Source organism: Acinetobacter sp. LCT-H3, assembly GCF_001866125.1.
Lineage (GTDB): Bacteria > Pseudomonadota > Gammaproteobacteria > Pseudomonadales > Moraxellaceae > Acinetobacter > Acinetobacter schindleri.
This window is the reverse complement of sequence record NZ_MODX01000015.1, coordinates 51634-70718: the sequence shown is the minus strand read 5'-3', so window position 1 is coordinate 70718 and position 19085 is coordinate 51634. Positions and strand designations below refer to the sequence as shown.

Here is a 19085-nt window from a genome sequence, read left to right as displayed (position 1 = left end):
TGCTAATTCAGCACATATCAGACCAACTCGACATGGACAAGACACCACATGGAGTTCTGACGGTACATCTCCGGTGGATATAAAAGAAATATTTCAAATAACTTCAGAACTCAAATTTTTGGATAGCTGTAAATTCAATCTAGATTCTTTAAAAAATTTAGTTTCTCAAATTAAATCAAAAATTTCGAATTACAAAGAATCTGCAACCAACTCTAAAACAGACTTAGAGGATTTAATAACCAAAATAGATAATAAAATTGCAAGAATTGAGCTACAAAATTGTTTTAAGGATGGTAAATTTTATATTCCTATATTAAGAGGAATGCGTCCTGTTACCGATCAAGAAAATAAACAGCCATATATCGAACGTGCACAAAAAGATTATTTTTTTGATTATAAAAACTTCAACTCTAAAAATATTATTACAGGTGAATGTTTATATCATGAACTAAAAGTTCATTTACTTGGTGAGCCTGAACAGCGAGAACTTATTAAAAATTATGAAGAAAAATTAAGTCAATATTTCTTTGATAATGAACCTGTTTCACTTATCCCTAAACACGATCAAGATGTTGTAAATATTAAGATAGGCAATGATAAGCAATTCCCTATTTCACAATTAGGTGACGGCTTACAACAAGCAATAATTTTGACGTATGAAGCATATATAAAAATTAAAGACAGTGAGGGGTATTGGGAATCTCATGCGTTTTTCATTGAAGAGCCTGAGCTTCATATGCATGCAGGTATGGCGCGCCAGTTGATGAACTTCTATTTAAATGAAACAAAGCATTATTACTTCTTTACTACCCATTCCAACCATTTACTTGATATGGCAGATGAATCTGATCAAGTCATGATTCAAAAGTTTGTAAAACAACCGAAAGAAGGTAATCCGAACGAATTTGATTTTAAAATTTATCGTTGTGACCGAGATCGTGACTTACTTGCATCATTAGGTGTACGCCCTTCTTCAGTTTATTTGGCGAACTGTACAATTTGGGTTGAAGGCATTACAGATCGACTATATATCACTAAATATATGCAGAAATATTTAGATTTATTAAAACAAGAAGAAGCTTTAGTGGTCGAAGGAAAACCTAATAATTTAGAATTATATAAATTCAGATCATCGGATATTCAGCGGTTAATGCCTAATTATCATTACACCTTTGTGGAGTATGCAGGCAGTAACTTAACGCATTGGGATTTTAGTGACGAATTTACTGATCATTTAGATGATTGCGGTATGAATGCTCTCTTAACTTCTAGTAGTGTGTTTCTTATAGCTGATGGCGATATTAAAACTAAAAATAAAGGCATGAGAGCTACAAGTTTAGAAGAAAAACTAGGAGAAAAGTTTTTCCTTTTAGAGTGTAAAGAAACTGAAAATACCCTGCCATCAAACATTATTTATCATGCTTGCCGTATTAAATTTTTAGGCTTAAATGGTGCTTTTCAGGATGATGAGACAAAAAGAAATGCTCTTTCCAATCATCTATCCATGGATGGTATGCAAGCAGATACCAAAGAAGGTTTTGATATTGTCACTCTAATAGAAGAACATGATTATTTTCATGCAAAAAATGGTATTGGTAAAATTCTTGATGACCAAATTAGAGTGGGTAATCCTAGAACCACTGATGACAAGCCTAAAAAATGTTTTTCTGATCAATCAGGCACTATTAAAGAAAAACTTAAATTTTGTCGCTTAGTTCTAACGGTTATGGATCATGTTGAATGGGAATTAACCGAATCTGCCAAAGAACTATGTGAAAAAATTTTCGAACACATTATTTCTGAAAACCCTTTACCAAATAAAAAGACCGCTTAAGCGGTCTTTTTATTTCTATCTCATCAAACCACTGGCGCCAACGTAAACAACACCTGCCCCGTTTTTACCGTCTGCCCTTTTTCAATGGTAATCGCTTCAACTTTCATACGCTCAGGCGCAATAATCGGAATCTCAATCTTCATCGCTTCAATCACTGCAAGCGTTGCACCTTCTTCCACAATATCCCCCGACTGACATTCAATTTTCCAAATTGAACCCGGCATATGCGATTCCACTGCACAACCACCTTCAGGCACTTCAACACCCTCACCATCATCCACGGCATCTAGGCTTTCAGAGACATATTCTGCAAGCCCTGCTTCATGCCAACGTTTACGCTCCGCATCAAAGTTGGCTTGTTGTACCGCTTTAAAGGCAGAAATAGATTCTTGATTTTCCGTTAAGAAGTCATTGTATTCTTTGAGGTTCAATACACCTTCTTCAATACGCAGTTTTAAACGACCCGCTTTAAAGTCCTCACGCATCTGCATCAACTCGGACTCAGACACTTCATAAAACTTAATTTGGTCAAAGAAGCGCAATAACCACGGCATACCTTGCTCAAAATCAGGGTTTTTACGGTAGCGTGACCACATTTGCGAAGTACGACCGACAAACTGATAACCCCCCGGACCTTCCATACCGTACACGCACATATACGCACCGCCGATCCCCACGGCGTTTTCAGGTGTCCACGTCCGCGCAGGGTTATATTTAGTCGTGACTAAACGCTGACGCGGATCAAGCGGGGTTGCCACAGGCGCACCCAAGTACACATCGCCCAAGCCCATGACCAAATAACTGGCGTTATAAACCACATCTTTCACGGCTTGTTTGTCTTTTAAGCCATTGATACGACGAATAAATTCGATATTGTCAGGACACCACGGTGCATCAGGGCGCACAGTTTGCATATAACGTTCGGTTGCGAGTTGGGTTTGTGAATCTTCCCAAGCCAGCGGTAAATAGACGGTACGTGATGGCACTTGCATCTCTGTCACATCAGGCAGTTGCTCTTCTGCGAATTGAAGAATACGCAATAAATCAATCTGATCAAGCTGGGTCGAATCAAAATGGATTTGCAGCGAACGAATGCCCGGTGTCAGGTCAATAATGCCTTGAATATTTTGATCTTTGACCCATTGCACCAGCGCATGAATACGGAAACGCAGGTTTAAATCTAAAACCAGTTCGCCATATTCAACCAGCATATAGTTGTTGCCAGCAGGACGATACACCACATCAGGCGTGCCATTTTGACCTTTTAGGGTATCTAAAATGGCAGATTTCAGTGTGCTGATTTCAGGATAGAACGATTCATCAAAGGTGACTGCTTGTGTATCTTGAGCAGTTAAATGCGCATGATATTTTTCATTCAGCAATTTGGCTTGATGGTAGCTCACAGGCACAAATTTAACTTTATCACCGGCTTTCAGCTGACCCAATTTCCATAATTCAGAATTGATCACCACCGCAGGGCACACGAAACCACCTAGGCTTGGACCATCAGGCCCAAGAATAATTGGCATATCACCAGTGAAATCGATCGCCCCAATGGCATAGGCATTGTCATGAATATTGGATGGATGCAGACCCGCTTCACCACCATCCTGACGTGCCCATTCAGGTTTTGGACCAATCAAACGGATACCAGTACGGCTTGAGTTAAAGTGAATTTCAAACTCATTGGCAAAGAAAGTATCAATGTCGTTTTTGGTAAAGAAATCAGGTGCACCATGTGGACCATACATCACCGCAATTTCCCAAGTATTTGAGAATGTTGGGATTTGATCTTCATTTAATGCTTTCACTTCATCGGATGTAAATGCCGTGATTGGAAGCATATCGCCAATCAATAAATTACGCCCTGCATGACCACCAAACTGACCTAAGGTAAAAGTCGCTTGTGAGCCTAAATATTCAGGCACATTCAGACCACCTTTAATGCCGATATAAGTACGGCAACCTGTGGCGATCTTGCCACATTTGAGTACCTGACCTTTGCGCACATTCACAGTCTGCCACATCGGGACAGACACACCATCCAACGTCGATGGCATATCACCACCTGCCAATACAATTTGACTATCACAATGGAATTTTAAGCTTGGGCCTTGCAAGGTACATTCGAGCCCTGCGGTATTTGGTGCATTGCCTAACAGTTGGTTCGCAACATTTAAAGACAGCGGATCAATCGCACCTGATGGCGGTACGCCGACATCCCAATAGCCCAAACGGCCTGTGACATCTTGCACGGCGGTTTGAATACCGGCTTGAAGGACTTCAATCTTTTGGGTTTTCCACTCAAAGGTATTTAAGAAGCGTGTGGTTTGCGTGCCTGCTTTAAAGACCTCACCCTCAATAATGTTTTGTAGATATTCAAGGTTGGTTTCAATGCCCGCCACTTGGGTTTTAGCGAGCGTAACTGTCATGGCTTGAATTGCAGAATCACGATCATCCGCAGTCACAATAATTTTGGCAATCATCGGGTCATAGAAAGATGAGACGTTTGAACCTGTTTCTACCCAAGTTTCATTACGCGCGTTGGCATCGAACTCAACATGCGTCAAAAGTCCTGCACTTGGTTGGAAGTTTTTGATTGGATCTTCGGCATAAAGACGCACTTGAATTGAATGTCCTTGTGACTCAAGTTTTGATGTTGGTGCAACCCAATCGCCACTGCCTAAAGTCACCATCCATTCCACAAGATCGACACCAAAGACTTGTTCAGTAACGCCATGTTCCACTTGCAGACGAGTATTCACTTCCAAAAAGTAGAATTCTTGTGTGTCAGTATCCATCACAAATTCAACCGTACCTGCCGAACGGTAATTCACCGATTGCATCAATTGAATGGCAACATTTTGAATATAGGTACGTTGTTCATCATTCAAATGTGGTGCAGGTGTTTCTTCAATCACTTTTTGGTTACGACGTTGCACTGAACAATCACGCTCGCCCAAAGCCAAGACTAAACCGTTACCATCACCAAAGATTTGCACTTCGATATGACGGGCATTTTGCACGAATTTCTCTAAGTACAAACCTGCATCTTTAAAGTTGGCTTGGGCTAAATAGGAGACGGTTGCATAAGCATCTTTCAGCTCTTCTTCATTCCACACCAAACGCATCCCGATCCCGCCACCGCCTGCGGTACTTTTCAGCATCACTGGATAACCAATACGATTGGCTTCCAATAACGCTTCAGCTTCATCTGCTAAGAGTTGACTACCCGGAAGTAGCGGTACATTGGCTTGAATCGCGAGTTCACGTGCAGTGTGTTTTAAACCAAATGATTTCATTTGCGCTGAATTTGGTCCTAAAAACACAATGCCTTGCGCTTCACATAAGTCACAAAACTCAGCATTTTCAGATAAAAAGCCATAACCTGGGTGAATCGCTTGAGCACCGGTTTGTTTAGCAACTTCTAAAATTTTATCGACATTGAGATAGCTTTGGCTTGCAGGTGCATCGCCAATAAATACGGCTTCATCGGCCAAAGTCACATGCAATGAATCACGGTCGGCTTCTGAATACACTGCAACCGATTGAATGCCTAATTTTTTTAGGGTACGAATCACACGACAAGCAATTGCACCACGGTTGGCAATGAGAACTTTATTAAACCCATATTTTGTAGACATCGCTTATTCCTCGCCTTCACGGATGATCAATTGAATTTTTGTTGGGTTATAGTCATTGCATGGGTTATTCAGTTGTGGGCAATTCGAGATCAGCACGATCAAATCCATCTCGGCTTTAATTTCGACATATTTCCCTGGCGCAGAAATACCATCATCAAATTTCAAATGACCTTCCGATGTCACAGGCACATTCATAAAGAAGTTAATGTTTGGGCCAATATGACGCACGTTTAAACCATGCTTTTTGGCAATCGGATGCTGTGACAATGCAATCATGAAATTGTTACGGCAACTGTGCATTGGGTATTTGTCATGGGCATAACGAACCGTGTTACTTTCACATGAACATGCACCGCCTAAAGTATCGTGACGACCGCAGTTATCATCATGAATGGTGGCAATTTTGTTGCCAAAGTTAGTGTATAAAGCCGTACCTTTTTCTAAATAGATTTGCTGATTAATGGTTAGAGTATCGGTTGCGCTATAACGTTCTTCTGGGTTTGAAGCCGAGATGAATAAGGTATCCACCGCTTGATTGCCTTCTAAGTCCACAATCCGGAAATATTGCCCTTTTTTGACTTCGCACATCCACGCTTCACCGGCAGGACAGACTTCGCTTAACACTGATTTTTCTAAATTCACAAGTGTAGTCATGTTGTATTCCCCCAATTAAGCGCTTAATGCGTAGTAACGATTGTTATTTTGGAATGCACGCTGATTTTGCGGGCATGAATCACGACATACATCGCTGTCACCTAAAGGAAGTGCTTTAAACAGATTTAATTCGATATCAGCAGGTGCATACACGGTGCTATTGTCTAATGCATGTGGTGCGGATGATAAAAACACCAAACAATCCATTTCAAAACGTAGTTCAATTACTTGATCAGTATTGTCAGATGCAACATACGATAAGTTGCCGTTGTCATCCGGTTGTACTTTTGAGAAGAGGTTTAAGGTATTACTCAGATCCGTCGCAGATAAACCAAATTTGGTCATCTCTAAAAGTAGGCTGTCTTTAGCATTGCGGTACATGTCGTTGCGGGCATCCTGGAAGGTCTTCGTACCAAACTGTGCTCCAATTTGCGGTGCGGTACTTGGCGCACAAAAGGCATCATTCCAACCGTGGTCATCTTTGACAATCGAGATCATCGCACGTCCTAAATCAGACGCTAAAATATGCCCTGTACTTAAAAATGCCGTGTGTTGTGCTTTTAAGCTGTCTGGCATGTTATAGGCTTCAATCTTGTCTTCGCTATTTATACAAAACAGTGAAACATTGGCATTCGCGCCTAAAGATTTGAGTTGTAAAACTGCGCCACGCTGAATGCGTGCTGACCAGTGGTGTCCACCCGGTAAACGTTCAGTCCAGAGGACTTGATCTTCGTGATAAGTTATTGTGCTCATTTGCATCTACCCCAAGCTTTTAACGGTTTACCTCCCGGGCTTTTATCCCTCCGTGTAGCGATCAGTGTTTCCTTTCGCCGTGAACTCTCGGTCTCAGACATACATGAATGTTCATGTATCGGAACCCTAGATCACTTTATGATGAGTTTGATAGATGCAAAGGCTATGCCAATTTAGTAATACTGTTTTTCCATTTAGTAATACTTTTTGGGGTTTTAACTGATCAATTCAGGTGCAAGAATCTGTTATAGGCATCAAGATGCACCAAAACACAAAAATCCCAGCATAGGCCGGGATTTTAAAATTTATAGATGAGGACTAAGTCCGGATCTATAGCTATAAGATTATTTACTTAAAATCTCATGCAATATATTGCGTAACCATTGATGACTGGTTTTATGATGACAGGACATGTGCCAATACTGTTTCACCGAATAGGTCGGAAATGCAATCGGCGCATTAAAAATCTTGAGATTGCCACGCGATAGTAATACTTCACTCAAATAATAAGGCACAGTCGCAATTGCATCGGTTTCCTGCACCACCAGTCCTACGCCTAAATAGCTTGGCAAGCGCATTAGAATGTCTCGCTTGAGTTCCAGATTCAGCAATTCGTTTTCAATATGGTAATGTCCCATCCCGGCATCAATATCAATATGCGTTTCACGCAAATACTCTTCAATAGTCAGGCTGTCGCCAACCAGCCGTGGATGGTCTTTGGCTGCAATCACCACATAATACTGTTCAAACAATTTCTGCTGATAGAAACCATTTTCCAGATTCGGCAAAAATCCTAAAGCCAGATCAATTTCTCCATTGGCCATTTGATAGCTGGTTTCTGAAGTAATTGGACGCACATTCAGACGAATATGCGAAGCGTGCTGTTTTAGATATTGTGAAATTTTTGGCAACAGGACCAGATGCGATACATCGGTCATTGCCAAGGTAAAGCGTTGCTGGGACGTGGCCTGATCGAAATCAATAGTAAAATTATTGATGGTTTCGACTTTACTTAGCGCCTCACTGACCAAAGGAAATAGCTGCTTTGACAGATCCGTCGGCAGCATTTCATTGCCAATACGCAAAAATAAAGGATCATTATAATGCTGACGGATTTTATTGAGCAGATTACTCACCGTCGGTTGGCTCATATCCAGATAATCGGCTGCATGGGAGACGTTCTTAAATTTGTAGACATAATAAAAGATGCTGAGCAATTTACAGTCAAGTTCAAACACAGAAACACATTTCCTTCAATTTTTTAATCATTTTGGCGGATCTATCATCCGCGCAATTTGATCTAGTGCCAATGTCCAAATATAACACTTTGTGACTATCTGTATGATCATTCAGGATGTGTTTTGCAATAAAAATACTGTTTACCCGATCTGTAACTCTGTCAAATACCACTTCATGTAAAATGGATAACCCTTATCTTTTATTTCAGCTGAAACACTTAAGTCGCATGTTATATACTCAGCCGCACAGAATAGACTATGGAAATTAAGGGAAAAGTGTCATGTTTCAGAACAAAAAATTGGTATGTTTTGACCTGGATGGCACCCTGATTGATTCAGTCGGTATCTGGAACCAAGTTGATGCAGCCCTGATTCATGAACTTTCCGGTATAAAAGCTAATTTAAAATTGATCCAGCAGCAGCGGGATCTACAGTTGACAACCTTTCGACATTTGCCTGATCCTTATCTGGAATATTGTGGTTATTTAAAAGAACTATACGGTTTTGAACTAAACAAAGAAGACGTCAAAAACCGCCGTTACAGTATTTCACGACATTTTCTGGATCATGTGGTCGAATTAAAATCTCAGGCGGAACTTATAATCCAGGCCCTGAAAAAACAAGAGATTCCACTGGCCTTAACCACAACCACCAGTTTATTCAATGTGCAGCGTTATCAGGACAATAATCAAAATATTAACGCTAAAATCAGCTTTGATGATGATTTTGCCTTAATCCTTACCCGCGAAAATGTCCAGAACATCAAGCCACATCCAGAAATTTATCTGAATGTTCTTGAGCATTTTAAAATTGAAGCCAAAGATTGCCTGATTATTGAAGATTCTTTAATTGGTGTAGAAGCTGCGAATAATGCAGGAATAGAGGTAGTGGCAATTTATGATCAGTATTCTGCTCATGAAATCGAGCTGATTAAAGCCAGAGCAAATTATTTTGTGCAGGGTTTTACCGAATTATTAAGGCATATTGCTTAAATATCTATATAAATAGATGTCATGAATAATTCCATTTCATGACATCTATGTTGTTATTTCTAAACGGATTAGATTAGAGCATTATTTGGCTTTTTGGTAGACTGAACCTGACCCTACAAGGTTGCCAGTTTTCTCATCAATTACAAAATCAACCATTCCCGCCCCTGCATTCAGCTGAAGCATGCCATTTTCATTTACAGCCGCGGGCATCGGGTTCTTTTTCTCTGTTTTACCTGTTTCCTTATCTTTGATGGTATTAGTAATCAGATAATTTTCACCATTTTTAGCAATTACCAGAATATTTTCAAGTTTTGGATTTTCCAGAGTATTCTTCCAGTTGCCCTGATAATCTGGAGCTGGCACTTCAGTGGTGTTACAAGCAGTTAACAGCAATAATAAGGAGATTCCTGAAAAATATTTAAGATATTTCAAAACTAAAACCTTGAATGTTACGACGCCGCCATTATAAAAATAACTTTCCTAAAGTTTAGCAAGTTGTTGTAGGCAAAGCGTTTCAGCCGTACCAAGTCTGTTTTGCATGAGTGTTTTTTTGAAAAGAATTCTTCACATTTTATCCATAAAATATGATGTATTACTTAATTATTCTAATGAATCAAATATTTTAAAATACTTCAGTTTGATAAGGTATTGGCATTTTTTAAGCTTATTTGGAATTAATATCACTAGATTCAATACAATCTACAACCAAGTTGATATGTATAAGAAGCTCAGATAAAAAAATCCTCAATAACCCATCCAAAGTTATTGAGGAGTACCAAACTGGTTAAGAAACATCAATATAATACTGTTAAAGAAAAGTGATTAAAAGAACTTGGCTTTTACAGCATTCAATATAGATTTTGCGCTTTGCACTTTTTCTGCAATTTGTGCATGCCATTCGTTTGGTACAGAGCATTTTGCAACGCGAACCCAAACGGTCGAAAACTGCTTCATAAAACTGGCTTCGTTATAGTGGATACCATATTCAGCACATAATGCTTTGATTTTTGGTGCCACTTCTGAATAACGGTTCGCTGGCATGTCCGGGAATAAATGGTGCTCAATCTGATGGCTCAAGTTACCACTTAGAATATGTAGCCATTCGGTACCACTGAAATTACTCGAACCGCGGATCTGACGCAGATACCATTCCGCACGGGATTCATTTTCCGTATTGTCCATTTCAAAAGTTTCAGCATCTTCCGTGAAATGACCGTTAAAGATCACAGCGGAAGCCCACAGACTACGAATCACATTGGCCACTGCATTGCCAATAAATACTGGAATGGCATTTGGGCCGGCAATAATCGGGAAGAATACATAATCTTTCAGTACCTGACGGCGCATCTTTTTACGTAGTGGCGCTGCTTCATCCCAAACCTGTTTCCAGGTTTTGGTTTTATAGGCAATTACATCTTCCAGATGCAGGCGCTGTAGACCCACGTACCATTCGAAGAACACCATCAACTGAATTGTTAGTGGAATATTAAACAGAAAACGGGGTTCCCATTTTTGCGATTCACTAACACGAATCAGGCCATAACCCACATCGTGGTCCATGCCGACAATATTGGTATAAGTATGATGAATATAGTTATGGGTGTATTTCCAGTCATCACCGGTGGCAATGGTATCCCAGTCATAAGTCGAACCATTCAGACTTGGATCATTCATCCAGTCAAACTGGCCATGCATCACGTTATGACCAAGTTCCATATTTTCTACGATTTTGGAAATACCCAATAAGCCTGTACCGAGTAGCCAGACTGGTGGCAACCAACCGGCCACCATCAGCATGCCCCGAGAAGCAATTTCGCTATAGCGGACAAAATTACGGATTTTATAGATGTATTCAGCATCTTTTTCACCTAAATCATCCATCACCTCACGTCGGATCGCATCCACCTTGGCACCAAATTCCTGAATCTGTTCAGGACTTAAAAATTGGCTCTTACTGTGCCGCTTAAAATCAATTTGCATATTCATGGGAGTACCTTCTTATTTTTCTAGGGATTAAAGATTAATCACCACAGGACTAACGGCCTGGGAGATACACAATTTGATCGGGGTATTGCTCTCGTGATCGATTTCACCAGTCAAGATATTTTTCACTGAACCACTGACTTTGGTGCAGGAACAGGTATTACAAATTCCCATTCGGCAACCATGTGCAGGACGTAAACCTGCCTGTTCAGCACTTTCCAGAATGGTAGAGCTGGCCTGAAACTCCTGATGCGATCGCTGGAATTGCACAGGTTGTGTTTTAACTTTTTCATCCACCACGATCTGGAAGTATTCAGAATGGAAACTGGATTTCACGGAAAGCTTTTCAGCAATATGGTGTGCTGTTTTCATCATGGCCGCTGAACCACAGGCATAAATTTCACGTTGTTCAAAATCAGGCACTAGCTTGTTGAGTAACTGTAGGCTGAGATGCTGCTTATGCTCGACCGTATTGAAATGATGATATTTCAGATGTGGATGCATCAGTGCCAAGGTTTTGATTTCAGCATGAAACGCATCATCACGGGTGAAGTAGATCAGATCAATCGGATGCTGAAACTGTACTACGGCTTTTTGCAGCAAGGAGTAAATTGCAGTGATACCGCTGCCTGAGGCCAGCATTAAAATGGGTTTAGGGGAATTCAGCAGGGTGAATTCGCCCTGTGGCTGTGAAAGCTCTACCACAGCACCCAGTTGTGAGGAGCTCAAGGCACGGGATACTTTGCCCTGCTGTTTAACAGCGATAATTACATCACCATTTTTTAGCATTGTAACGACAGAATAATGACGCTGATGCAAAATACCATCCAGCCTTAAAGTCATAGCCACATTCTGTCCTGGCTGAAATTTTTTAGCCTGAAAGTTGAAATTTGGACGTAACTGGATCTTATAAAAATCATTGCCAATAAGCTGGATACTGATCACTTCTGCCTTCACTTTTTTCAATGCCAAAGTTGGATAAAATTTTTCAGCAATGAAATCAATGAAGTCTTCTCGGATCCAGTGAGGCTTGTAGCTTTGCATACTTGTCATTTTTATTACCTCATACAGAAACAGAATTAATGTACATCTGTCTATTTATTATGCATTCAGAATATAGGCTTTTATGATTCGTTCCATGTCAATTCGGGTCAAATCATGTTTCTGTCGGTAAAATTCCTGTTTTTTGTCGGACAAAATGATGTGCTTTTGATTAAAGTTGGTTTTCGACATGTAAATCGGAAAGGCATTTCATGCCAGTTCGCCTATATGAATTGACTATTTTTCTATGAGCTTTATGGCTATAAATATGCAAAAGGCTGACCACATTTCTGTAGTCAGCCTTGTTATTTTGGAAGAGTTTATAGGTATTATTCTACAGCTGGGCTGAGCTCTGTTTGCTGATCCAGCAATACTGTTCCGAACTTTTCACGCAAGTCTTTTTTCAGCATCTTGCCAGTACCACTCAGTGGAATTGCATCGACAAAAATTACTTTGTCTGGCACCTGCCATTTTGCTACTTTGTCAGCAAAATAGTCCAGCAGTTCTGGCTCGGTGAGCTGACTGTCAGGTTTTTTAATCGCAATCAGGATTGGACGCTCATCCCATTTCGGATGCTGTGCAGCAATGACAGCTGCCATGGCTATTTGTGGATGACCCATGGCCAGATTTTCCAGTTTCACCGAGGAAATCCATTCTCCGCCCGATTTGATCAGATCCTTGGCACGGTCGCTGATTTTCATAAAGCCATCTTCATTCAAGGTGGCAATATCCCCCGTATCAAACCAGCCATCAGCAGTTAAAGAAGATTCTTCCTTGCCAAAATAGTTATTGATGATCCAATGACCACGAATCTGTAGATTGCCTGTGGTTTCACCATCGCGAGTAATTTCATTCGATCCATTTTCTTCATCAGTCAAACGCAAGTCGACGCCAAATGGTGGACGACCTTGAGAAAGGCGAATTTGTAAACGCTCTTCTTCACTCAAATCCAGATGCTTGGCTTTAATCTGATTGGCTGCACCAAGTGGACTGGTTTCCGTCATACCCCAGGCATGGATGGTTTCACAGTCAAACTGTTCTCTGAATATTTTTAGCATTGAAGGCGGACATGCCGAACCGCCGACGACATTGCGTTTTAAACTTTCTAACCTGGAACCCGACTGTTGTGCTGCTGCAATCAAGCCTTGCCAGATCGTTGGTACACCTAGGGCAACTGATACTTTATAGCTGTCAATTAAATTGACCAGACTCGCACCATCCAGCCCTGGGCCTGGCAATATCAAAGTACAGCCGACCATCGCTGCTGCATATGGTGTCCCCCAGGCATTGACATGGAACATCGGTACTACAGGCAGCATGATATCTCGTGCAGATACATTCAGTGAATCCGGCAAACTGATCGCAAAACTATGTAATGTCGTTGAACGGTGACTATATAAAACACCTTTTGGATGACCTGTAGTTCCAGAGGTATAACACAGTGAGCTTGCTGCATTTTCATTGAGTACAGGCCAATCAAAATCATCAGATTGATCGGCAATCAGCTCATCATAGAATTTCACATCTGGAAGAGCTTCAAGGATGGCCTCATCTTTTGCATCCAGACAGATAAAGTGCTCCACCTTGCTTAACATCGGTTTGACGGCTTTAATTAATGGTACAAAGGTTTTATCAAACAGGATTACACGGTCTGATGCATCATTAATAATAAATACCAACTGTTCCGGGAATAAACGCGGATTAATCGTGTGGCAAACAAAGCCACTTCCAGAAATGGCATACCAGGATTCCAGATGACGATGGTTATTCCATGCAATGGTCGCGACACGGTCGCCATGTTGCAGTCCCAGCTGATTCAGCACATTGGCGAAACGTTTGGCATTGCTACGAATTTCGCCCCAAGTCGTATGAGTCATGCTGAGATCAGTATTTTTTGAAATTACCGCAGTATCGGCATGATAGCGTCCTGCATGTTCAATCATGCTGCTGATCAGTAAGGGCTGAAACATCATATTTCCAAGCATGTTGTGCTCCTTTATCCTTGTTATATGTCCATATTGTTGTCGAGATTTTTAAATATTTTTATTTAAGCATGATGCGCAGATTAGCAGACACTGCAAAATAAACTTATCACTTGCTTGAATCTAGCAAGGAAAAATATGAAAGCAAGTAGCAAAATGTGACAAAAACTACGGCGTCTATGAAAATATCAAAAACTATCATTTTTTATAATGGAATAATCATATGAATAAAAATCCCGGTCATTAAACCGGGATTTTTTATTAATTGAGTCCTGAAAAGAACAGGTTATCAGCGTTGACCACTAAAACTACCCCCAGACAAAACAACCCTGCATAAATAGCGAACCAAATAATCATCTTCTTGAAAGCTTCATCAGAAATACTGCTGTCTGCATATTTCGGTGCTTTTTTCTGTTCGTCTGGAGTCATCTGCTCACCTGTCGCTGGATTTAGGGACTATCCTTATTTTCAGCCCGATTGCAAAAAATGAGTAGATACAAATACTGCCTAAAAAAATATAACAGATAAATCATAACTGCTCCAACTGTTATATTTAACCTGACTAAATATGCTATATATGCAGATAAACTTCCATTTTTTATTTTTCTTGATGTATGTATAAATTTGAGAAACTCGCACTCAGTATTCGCCATATGATTGAAGATGGCATCTGGAAAGCCCATAACAAACTCCCTTCATTGCGTGAGCAGTCCGAACTTTCCGGTTATAGCCTGATGACAGTGTTAAATGCCTATCAGGAACTTGAGGCACAAGGCTGGCTGTATGCCAAAGATAAATCCGGTTATTACATTGCTGAACGTGCCGATCTTGCAATAACTTCCATTAAAGAAACATTAGCAGCTCACGAGAAAATACAGATCAATTCGGTGGTATTTAACTATCTCAAAGATACCCAAGCAGCAGATATGATCCCGTTGGGATCGGCATTTCCCAATCCTGAACTGCTATTTAATAGCAAATTTATGCAGTTATTATCCCAGCATTCCAAACGTAAAAACAGCTATCTGAATCATCCAAATATGCCACCGGGTAATCTGGAGCTGCGCCAGATCATTGCCGGACGTTATCAACTACAAGGTATATCATGCCATTCAGATGACATTGTCATTACGTCCGGTGCGCTGGATGCTCTAAATTTGTCTTTACAGGCACTCACCCAACCGGGTGATTATATTCTTTTGCAGGAAACCGTATTTTATGGGGCCTGGCAGGCTGCTGAAAGACTGGGACTAAATGTTATTACTCTTCCTGATGATCTTGAACGTGGTTTTGATCTGAAAGCTTTTGAAAAAGTCCTGAAACAATATCCGATCAAAGTCTGCTGGCTGATGTTGAACGCACAGAACCCGATTGGTTATACAGTTTCTGCAGGAATCAAAGAAAATATTGCACAGTGCTTAGCTCAGTATCAGGTGCATCTGATTGAAGATGACGTTTATCAGGAACTGAACTTTGGCAAGGAAAAACCAGTTCCAGTGAAATATTTCGATCAGCACAATCTTGTGCTGCACTGTGGTTCATTTTCTAAAACACTAGGCATGGGTGCTCGGGTCGGCTGGGTCTTTGCAGGCCCATACTCCAATGCTATTCAACATCTACAGTTGATGAGTACCCTGAGTGTGAGTCCGCTTTTACAGAATACATTGGTAGATTTTGTTGCGCATCATCATTATGAAAAGCATTTGCGTAGTTTGCGCCGTCATTTAAATCAGAACAAAAAACGTTTTTATCAGGAACTCAAAGCCAGATTGCCTGAAGACTGTAAGATTCACTATTATCCAACGGGCTACTTTTTATGGGTAGAGCTGCCTGAAGATATGGATTCGCAGCAGCTCTATACGGATTTGCTTGAACAGAAGATTTCCATTGCACCGAGTTTGCTGTTCAGGCCTAAACATGCAGTGCAGAACTTTATTCGATTAAATTGTTCTTTTGAATGGACAGATGAACTTGCTCGAGCTGTAGAACAGATCATCGATCAAATTGAACACAATAAAAAAGCGTGAACTGGGTTCACGCTTTTCAAAATGTAATCCGAGAAATATTAGAAGCTATAGATTGCAACCGCGTTAATCCGGTTATCTTTACCTTTATTACTGCCATTAGTTGCTGCTTCTAGAGCTGTACGTTCGCCATATACATATTCAAAACCAAAGCTGAGTGGCTTGGAAGGATTATAAAATACATTGGCCCATGCCTGCCAAAGATCCTTGTTAATTGCTGTTGGATTCGCGGTAGCAGTAACATATCCATTATCTTGCTCGAAATTCATATAACCATAGCCCAAGGTACCACGTAACTTGTCATTAAACTGCTGGGTTAAACCGACAGTAATCGAGTCGAACTCACTCTGTAAAAGATCCCCGTTCGTCGCTCTAACTACACCAGGATTGGCATAAGACACAAAGCTGCTATCACCTTTAACATGGTAGTAATCGGCTTTTAAAGTAGTACCTGGTACAACTTCATATTTTGCACCCAGACCTACACCCCATGCCATTTTTTCATCTTCATTGACACGCTTTTCATTCCCCATGGCACGGGCACTGACGGAAAGATTATCTGCAAATTTATGGTTTAGGCGCGCGGTTAAGGCAGGCAAACGCTGTTTGATTCCAGTAATAGTGCCATCTTTTGGATCTTCTACTGCAAGGACCAGATTGGTAGCAGGACTAAAGGTACTAGTATGACGAACCTGAGGCGTACGCTTTACTGCACCACCTGCATAAGCCAAAGCATCTACAGTTTCTGGCATATAATCCGGTATAGCAAAGTTTGACCAGGTCTGACCAATCAGCCAGTTGGCATAACTCATATAAGCATGACGGATACGTAAATTATCCAGACCTGCGCCACCCAGGAAATCTACTTCAACTTTAGCACTCAGGGCTTTGTCCCCAGCACCTACAGGAGCTTTAAAGTCCATCCCTAGACGGGTTGCAGAAAGTGTCGATTTAAACTCATCACTGCGCTCGCCTACACCTTCAAGTGGAACAGCATTAATCTGGTTATACATACGTGTAGCTGCACCGCCTTCAGCCTGATAAGAGGCATCGGCACGGACATTTCCGTAAAGATTGAATTCAGCACCACTAGCAAGTTTCATGACCGGTTTGGCTGCTGGTGCTATAGCTGCCGGTGTTGTTGCCTGTGCTGTATATGTAACTTGTCGAGACTGCTGCTGTTCAATCATGGCACGCAAGGCTTTGACTTCCTGACGTAACTGCTCGATTTCATCCTGACTGGATTGAGCTGTGCTTTGCGCTATAGCTGACAGGCTGATACCGCCTATACTTATTGCCATCATGCCCATCAAAACTTTACGTTTGAAGGTTGAATTATTGATTGATTGTTGATTAGTGAATTGCGACATGTTCATCCTAAACTCGCTTTTTTATTGTGCAATTTAATTCCAGTAACCGGTCACCACCATTTATGATGGTGACCTATTCCATTGAAATATTTACTTTATTAACTGATATTTTCTTTATTAATTCGCTTCTTTGGCAAGTATGGCTTCGCTCGATTCAGAGGTTTCAAGGACCTCACCATCTACAGAAGCTCTCAGGTTCACCAGAAAAATGGCCAGCGCTGCAATCACGCCCGGAATCGCGATGGCAAAGAAGTTCATTTGGTGTGGTAGTTCCATTGTCAGCAATGCACCTGTCAAAACGGGTCCAACGATGGCACCAATACGACCAATTCCCGATGCCCAACCCATTCCGGTAGAACGCACAGTAGATGGGTAATATTGTGCAACAAAGGTATATAACAAGATCTGTGAACCGATCGTTGCAGCACCAGCGATTGCAATCAGGGTATAAAGTACAAACTGCGGGCTGTTAAAACCAAGCAGAATTAAGGCAGATGCACCACACAGGAACATAATGGTCAGCACTTTTTTGATATGGAATTTATCAGCCAGATAACCCCCACCAATTGCGCCAATCATGCCGCCAATATTCAAGGCGAATAGGAATATCATACTGGCACCCAATGAGTAACCCGCCTGAATCATCAGCTTTGGTAACCAGCTTCCCAATGCATACACCATCAACAGACACATAAAGAAAGCAATCCAGAACATGAAGGTACTGAATGTACGACCTTTCTGAAATAATGCTTTTAATGGCGCTTCATCACCCTTTTTCACTTCGTTCAGGACAAATTGAGAATTTTCTGTAACATCTTGAGCAGGTGAAATCTTTTTAATGATGTTTCGTGCTTCTACAGTCTGATTTCTGACGGTTAGATACATCAACGATTCAGGCAGGAATTTCCAGATTAACGGTAAAGCCAATAAAGGAACACCGGCAATATAGAACATGATCTGCCAGCCAAACTGTGGTACCAGCCATGCACCTAAAAGTGCAGACGTCATACCGCCAATGGCATAACCACTAAACATCAGGGCAACCAAGGTGCTACGGATACGTTTTGGCGCATATTCGGTCATTAGCGCTACAACGTTTGGCATAACTCCGCCAATGCCGAGACCAGCCAGAAAACGTAAAACTCCAAACTCTACCGGTGAGCTGGCGAATGGCCCCAGGAAGGTAAATCCGCTAAAAATTGCCACACAGAGCATAATCGTTTTCTTACGCCCGATTTTGTCGGACAGCGTGCCGAAACTCATGGCACCAAACATCATGCCGAACAAGGCAGTACTAGCTAACATTCCTGCCTGTACCGCTGTTAAAGACCATTCCTGCATTAATAATGGTAAGGCTACTCCATAAATCACCAGGTCATAGCCATCAAAAATAATAATGATCAAACACCAGATCAGAACACCCCAGTGAAATGGTGTAAATTTCGCTTCATCAATTAATGTATTGATATTGACTTTGGTTGCTTCCATCTTTGCCTCCTGCAAATGCAACGTTCCAATTAATGGAGCAACAATGCAGCATGGCTGGATAAATGTCCAAAACCGAATATAT

General features: G+C 41.1%; 14 protein-coding genes and 1 riboswitch. Of the genes, 3 read left to right on the top strand and 11 right to left on the bottom strand.

Annotated features, from left to right (window positions below):
• The first annotated feature begins 181 nt into the window (after window positions 1-181).
• Window positions 182-1834, top strand: a complete 1653-nt coding sequence (locus tag BK820_RS09445) for an ATP-dependent nuclease (RefSeq protein ID WP_071320759.1) — start codon at window positions 182-184, stop codon at window positions 1832-1834.
• Window positions 1835-1857: 23 nt separating this feature from the next.
• On the opposite strand, the gene uca is transcribed toward BK820_RS09445, so the two are convergent.
• From uca to BK820_RS09425, 4 genes are all read right to left on the bottom strand, one after another.
• The gene (gene uca, locus BK820_RS09440) at window positions 1858-5478 is read right to left on the bottom strand and encodes an urea carboxylase (protein ID WP_071320756.1); all 3621 of its coding nucleotides are present in this window, start codon (window positions 5476-5478) and stop codon (window positions 1858-1860) included.
• Between the two features lie 3 nt (window positions 5479-5481).
• Window positions 5482-6132 (bottom strand): urea amidolyase associated protein UAAP2, encoded by a 651-nt coding sequence (locus tag BK820_RS09435; RefSeq protein WP_071320755.1) that lies wholly within the window; start codon window positions 6130-6132, stop codon window positions 5482-5484.
• Window positions 6133-6147: 15 nt separating this feature from the next.
• A complete protein-coding gene (locus tag BK820_RS09430; protein ID WP_071320758.1) occupies window positions 6148-6885 on the bottom strand; it encodes an urea amidolyase associated protein UAAP1 in 738 nt (245 codons plus the stop codon).
• Window positions 6886-6914: 29 nt separating this feature from the next.
• Window positions 6915-7026: riboswitch (guanidine-I (ykkC/yxkD leader) on the bottom strand.
• 203 nt (window positions 7027-7229) lie between these two features.
• Window positions 7230-8123: a LysR family transcriptional regulator gene (locus BK820_RS09425; protein ID WP_004809417.1), complete on the bottom strand. Its 894-nt coding sequence runs from the start codon at window positions 8121-8123 to the stop codon at window positions 7230-7232.
• A gap of 281 nt (window positions 8124-8404) precedes the next feature.
• Between BK820_RS09425 and BK820_RS09420 the strand changes: the two genes are divergently transcribed.
• Window positions 8405-9115, top strand: coding sequence for an HAD family hydrolase (locus tag BK820_RS09420; RefSeq protein WP_071320754.1), 711 nt, complete (start codon window positions 8405-8407; stop codon window positions 9113-9115).
• Between the two features lie 81 nt (window positions 9116-9196).
• Here the strand turns inward: BK820_RS09420 and BK820_RS09415 are convergent, their stop codons facing one another.
• From BK820_RS09415 to BK820_RS15500, 5 genes are all read right to left on the bottom strand, one after another.
• Window positions 9197-9508 carry a hypothetical protein gene (locus BK820_RS09415; protein ID WP_502685972.1) on the bottom strand — a complete coding sequence of 104 codons (312 nt, stop codon included), beginning with the start codon at window positions 9506-9508 and terminating at the stop codon, window positions 9197-9199.
• Window positions 9509-9937: 429 nt separating this feature from the next.
• Window positions 9938-11101 carry a fatty acid desaturase family protein gene (locus tag BK820_RS09410; RefSeq protein WP_071320752.1) on the bottom strand — a complete coding sequence of 388 codons (1164 nt, stop codon included), beginning with the start codon at window positions 11099-11101 and terminating at the stop codon, window positions 9938-9940.
• 27 nt (window positions 11102-11128) lie between these two features.
• Complete coding sequence (locus tag BK820_RS09405) at window positions 11129-12151, bottom strand: flavin reductase family protein (protein ID WP_071320751.1); 1023 nt, start codon at window positions 12149-12151, stop codon at window positions 11129-11131.
• 317 nt (window positions 12152-12468) lie between these two features.
• On the bottom strand, window positions 12469-14124 hold the full coding sequence (locus BK820_RS09400) for a long-chain-fatty-acid--CoA ligase (RefSeq protein WP_071320750.1): 1656 nt from the start codon (window positions 14122-14124) through the stop codon (window positions 12469-12471).
• A gap of 258 nt (window positions 14125-14382) precedes the next feature.
• Window positions 14383-14550, bottom strand: a complete 168-nt coding sequence (locus BK820_RS15500; protein ID WP_171260610.1) for a hypothetical protein — start codon at window positions 14548-14550, stop codon at window positions 14383-14385.
• Between the two features lie 185 nt (window positions 14551-14735).
• On the opposite strand from BK820_RS15500, the gene BK820_RS09395 reads away from it, so the two are divergent.
• Window positions 14736-16148 carry an aminotransferase-like domain-containing protein gene (locus tag BK820_RS09395; protein ID WP_071320749.1) on the top strand — a complete coding sequence of 471 codons (1413 nt, stop codon included), beginning with the start codon at window positions 14736-14738 and terminating at the stop codon, window positions 16146-16148.
• Window positions 16149-16186: 38 nt separating this feature from the next.
• On the opposite strand, the gene BK820_RS09390 is transcribed toward BK820_RS09395, so the two are convergent.
• Window positions 16187-17521, bottom strand: coding sequence for a DcaP family trimeric outer membrane transporter (locus BK820_RS09390; protein ID WP_171260609.1), 1335 nt, complete (start codon window positions 17519-17521; stop codon window positions 16187-16189).
• Window positions 17522-17632: 111 nt separating this feature from the next.
• Window positions 17633-19003, bottom strand: coding sequence for an MFS transporter (locus tag BK820_RS09385; RefSeq protein ID WP_071320747.1), 1371 nt, complete (start codon window positions 19001-19003; stop codon window positions 17633-17635).
• Between the last annotated feature and the right edge of the window lie 82 nt (window positions 19004-19085).

Excerpts from the sequence above, each read along its gene's own strand:
- BK820_RS09400 (WP_071320750.1), bottom strand. The coding sequence starts at position 14,124 with ATGCTTGGAAATATGATGTTTCAGCCCTTACTGATCAGCAGCATGATT.
- uca (WP_071320756.1), bottom strand. The coding sequence starts at position 5,478 with ATGTCTACAAAATATGGGTTTAATAAAGTTCTCATTGCCAACCGTGGT.
- BK820_RS09405 (WP_071320751.1), bottom strand. The coding sequence starts at position 12,151 with ATGACAAGTATGCAAAGCTACAAGCCTCACTGGATCCGAGAAGACTTC.
- BK820_RS09430 (WP_071320758.1), bottom strand. The coding sequence starts at position 6,885 with ATGAGCACAATAACTTATCACGAAGATCAAGTCCTCTGGACTGAACGT.
- BK820_RS09420 (WP_071320754.1), top strand. The coding sequence starts at position 8,405 with ATGTTTCAGAACAAAAAATTGGTATGTTTTGACCTGGATGGCACCCTG.
- BK820_RS09435 (WP_071320755.1), bottom strand. The coding sequence starts at position 6,132 with ATGACTACACTTGTGAATTTAGAAAAATCAGTGTTAAGCGAAGTCTGT.
- BK820_RS09395 (WP_071320749.1), top strand. The coding sequence starts at position 14,736 with ATGTATAAATTTGAGAAACTCGCACTCAGTATTCGCCATATGATTGAA.
- BK820_RS09385 (WP_071320747.1), bottom strand. The coding sequence starts at position 19,003 with ATGGAAGCAACCAAAGTCAATATCAATACATTAATTGATGAAGCGAAA.
- BK820_RS09390 (WP_171260609.1), bottom strand. The coding sequence starts at position 17,521 with ATGAACATGTCGCAATTCACTAATCAACAATCAATCAATAATTCAACC.
- BK820_RS09410 (WP_071320752.1), bottom strand. The coding sequence starts at position 11,101 with ATGAATATGCAAATTGATTTTAAGCGGCACAGTAAGAGCCAATTTTTA.
- BK820_RS15500 (WP_171260610.1), bottom strand. The coding sequence starts at position 14,550 with ATGACTCCAGACGAACAGAAAAAAGCACCGAAATATGCAGACAGCAGT.